General features: G+C 50.4%; 1 protein-coding gene. It reads right to left on the bottom strand.

Annotated elements, in window-relative coordinates:
* Positions 1–470: 470 nt before the first annotated feature.
* Positions 471–2183, bottom strand: coding sequence for a DUF262 domain-containing protein (locus CR159_RS21210; protein WP_102075925.1), 1713 nt, complete (start codon positions 2181–2183; stop codon positions 471–473).
* Positions 2184–3422: the final 1239 nt, after the last annotated feature.

Below are 3422 nucleotides of genomic sequence, written 5' to 3' on the forward strand. Positions count from 1 at the left end.
GTAGGGGAAATTGCGTCCGCAGCGCTGAAAATCTCCTCCAACGCCGCCCCCAAGCAGACCGGCGCAGCACTCGGTCAGATCAAGGCGCAAAAATCACTCCCGCAAGCCTCATGGTGAAAAGTCCGGGCTAGTTTTGAGATGGACCAGGACCATGTCACCGTCTATCTAGCGCGATGGGCATGTGCCTAAGCCACCACGCATTTTTTAATTGGCTTAACAGGAGTCGCGAGCCCGTACGAAGGCTTGCGAAGGAATAGGGTCCGTGAGTATTCAATAGACTGAGCGTACAGCCCGAGCTGAAGATGTAGCGCCCGCAAGCTCACTCAATGCGGCTGGACGCATGGATGGACCGTGTTGGCTTAAGACTTAACAGGCAGTGCATGTCAGAAGCGTCAGTCAGGAAACGACCCAGAAAAAACATTCATTGCCTCGGAATTCATTGAGACGCCGGAGAACGTAATGAGAGCTGCCTACATTGCAATCTGCTTTAATTTTTCTGCAATCAGAATGCGTCTCTTCTCGACAAAATCCATAAACTTGTCGAATCCATAACAATCCATGTCGGGCAAAGAATGCCGCCGTCTGAAGTTTGTATCGCGGGTTGGAAGCCATTCGTTGAATGGCGTTGCGTTCTTCTCAAGATTTTCGTTTGCCGTCAGCAGTTGAAGGTTGATTACCGTGTTGAAATAGCGCTGATAGTTCACAATCTGCTCTTCTGAAATGCCTTGCGCCTTAAGGCCCTTGAGCGCGAACGAGGATTTCGGGAATATATGATCCTCGTGGTAGATGTTGTCCCTCCAATCGCGATCAGGGTAAAGCAATGAGAGAATCAGATAGCTGTATCTTGACCCGTAGGCAGTCGTCAGCAGGTTGTTAATCTCAGCGTCAGTGAATCCTGATTCGATGCCCAGTTTTTCGTTAATGGCGGCGTAGGGGAAAACGGAAAAGTCTGACTGTGCATTGAGCACATCCTGAAGATTCTTCAATGTGGTATCTGATGAACCGCCGAACGCGTTCTTCAGCAAGGCTATTGCCAACCACTTCTGAATCACCAGTTGATTCCGTACATCATCTTTCTGTGTTGAGTCGACGAGGTTCTTCTTGTCGGCTTTCTTGAGGTAAAACGCTATCGGTAGCAGCGCTAATGTCGAAATCAGGTTTTTGTCACCGAAGCCGAATCGGCTAATCAACCGTACCGTATCACGAAGGTTGCTTTTGATCGAGTCCCAATTATTTTCGATCTTTTCCAGATTGGGTCTGGTGAAGTTCTTTACCCGATATTGGATCGGCAGACTATCGGTCAAGTAAAGCGCCCCTTTGAGGACAAAGTCTTTGCCAAGGTTGTAACCACTGCCGATGTCGTTCACGTCATCCGTAAAGTCATGAATTTCGTCTCGCGCATTTAATGTGCGCCACTTGGCAGTTGCCGTGGAAAGAAGAATGTCACTGTATTCAAGCCTCTTGCCACCGGTGTTAGCGCGAATAAACACCTCAACAACCTTGTCAGAATCGTCTGATCGTTCTTCGTAATAGTTGATCAGTTTTTCGGTAAAAAGCCTCGAGTGAAGTTCCTCGATAAGCACCACAGCATTTTCGATGAGCTGGGAGTCTGTTCCAGAAAGCTTTGTCCGGATGTCGCTTCGGGCTGCACTTGCCGAACTGAAATTGAGAATGTCCCCAACTAAGTACCAGTATTGCGGTCGGCTATCTTTCTGACTGGGTTGATCGTTCTCACGAAACGCGAACTCGTAAGTTAGTTCTTCCGGGTTGTCGCTACGTTTCGGCTCTTTGAACAAGTTCAGGTAAAGCCTGGTTTTTTTCCAGCTGTAGTAAAAGTAACGATAGGAGCCTTTCAGTCCAATGAACAGCGATGTCAGCCGCTGCTGGCCATCGAGTACTAGATAGATGTCTTGATTAATCCCGGCAAAGTTGGCTTCTTCATTGTGCGGCGCTTCCTTATTGAAATCGCTGAAGAACTTGTATGCCGTCCACAGATTCTTTTTCTCCTCGCGTACCTTCCAGAACAGGAACGAGCTGATCGGATAATTGCCCATTATGGAATCAAATAACTTCTCGATTCCATCGGTGTCCCACACATATTCACGCTGCATCGCCGGTAGAAACGTGGTTCGGTTTATGTGCTCGAGGATCACTTCGCCAATTGTCTTTGGAACGTAACTCATTGAATTGCCTTGTTTATGTTGTAACGATGCTTCAGTCAGCGAATTCAAAGCAGATTCACCCAAAAGCTGACCTTGCACTCATCAGCGTTGAGTGCGGATCAGTGTAGAACCGCCGTTTTAATCTTTGCGACTACCAGCGAAGCAAGTTGGCGAAGAGCTCAGCCGTTCTGACTGAGTACGCAGTATTTGCTTACAGGCCAAGATCGTAACTCATTGGCGATACCAACGCCGAGCTGAATCGCCCATGGCTCCGTAAGCATCCCTCTGCACGAGCACTGTGCTCAACCCGCTGCAGCTGGTTGCTGTTGCGCACCAGCGCCTCATATCGCCTGCGTGTGTTAACTCGTAAGGTAACAACGTTCTTGCCCGACATTGGCAATTCAAGTTGCGTACTAGCAGCGGGCATCAACGCCGGCGGATGGCCGCCGCCGTATGGGAATTCTGTCACAAGGATGGCCTAGAGAGTCAGCAGTGAAGACGCTTTCCGTGATGCCGTCACAGGGATGTAAGTCTTTCACGTGACGATCTGGTCGGCGCGCCGGTTTCAGGCGCCTGTCCAAAGCTGCTGCCGTCTTTTGCGTGACGGCATCACGCACTCGCAGTCAGTTTTCGTGGCGATGGTGCCAAATTAACTCAGTCATGCAGCGTCACGCTTCCTATACTAAGCATGCGAGATATAAACGGCCACCTCATACTCAGCCTGCTACTTAAAGAGGCAGTGCTTCCACCACCCAGGGCGATCACCGGCAAGCTGGGGCGTCCGCTCAAGGCCAATGCACTAAGCGCGGCCGAGCGCGCCAGACGCTATCGCGCTCGCAAGAAAGCGCGCCTTGCTGAACTACGAGACGAAAAGAACCCCGTTAGGTCGGCCATCATTGATTTGTCTGCGTTACCGCCCTGGAAGCGAAAATAAGAATCTTGAACAGCTTTAGGCTTTCCTCGAAAGCTTTCCCTCAGCTTTATGCTGGCGCCATGAATATTTTCTGGCGCATTACGATGCGATGTGGACGGAATACGCCGAAAGAGCAGCCGACGATTTCTTTACCATCCGCGATACGATTGAACACACCAAGATCGCCTTGCGGATTCTATGCGCATTACCACTCGTCGTCGCTGTGATTCGGAGACTCGGCCCTTCCCTTGGCCTAAGTCCAATAGAAATCGCCTCCGTCCGCGTTAACGCAAACCTCCGAAGAAGCCTCGGCAGCAAACGGCCAGAGCCATTTGTCCACTGGTCGC

It is taken from the genome of Pollutimonas subterranea, assembly GCF_002849655.1.
In the GTDB taxonomy this organism is placed as follows: domain Bacteria; phylum Pseudomonadota; class Gammaproteobacteria; order Burkholderiales; family Burkholderiaceae_B; genus Pollutimonas; species Pollutimonas subterranea.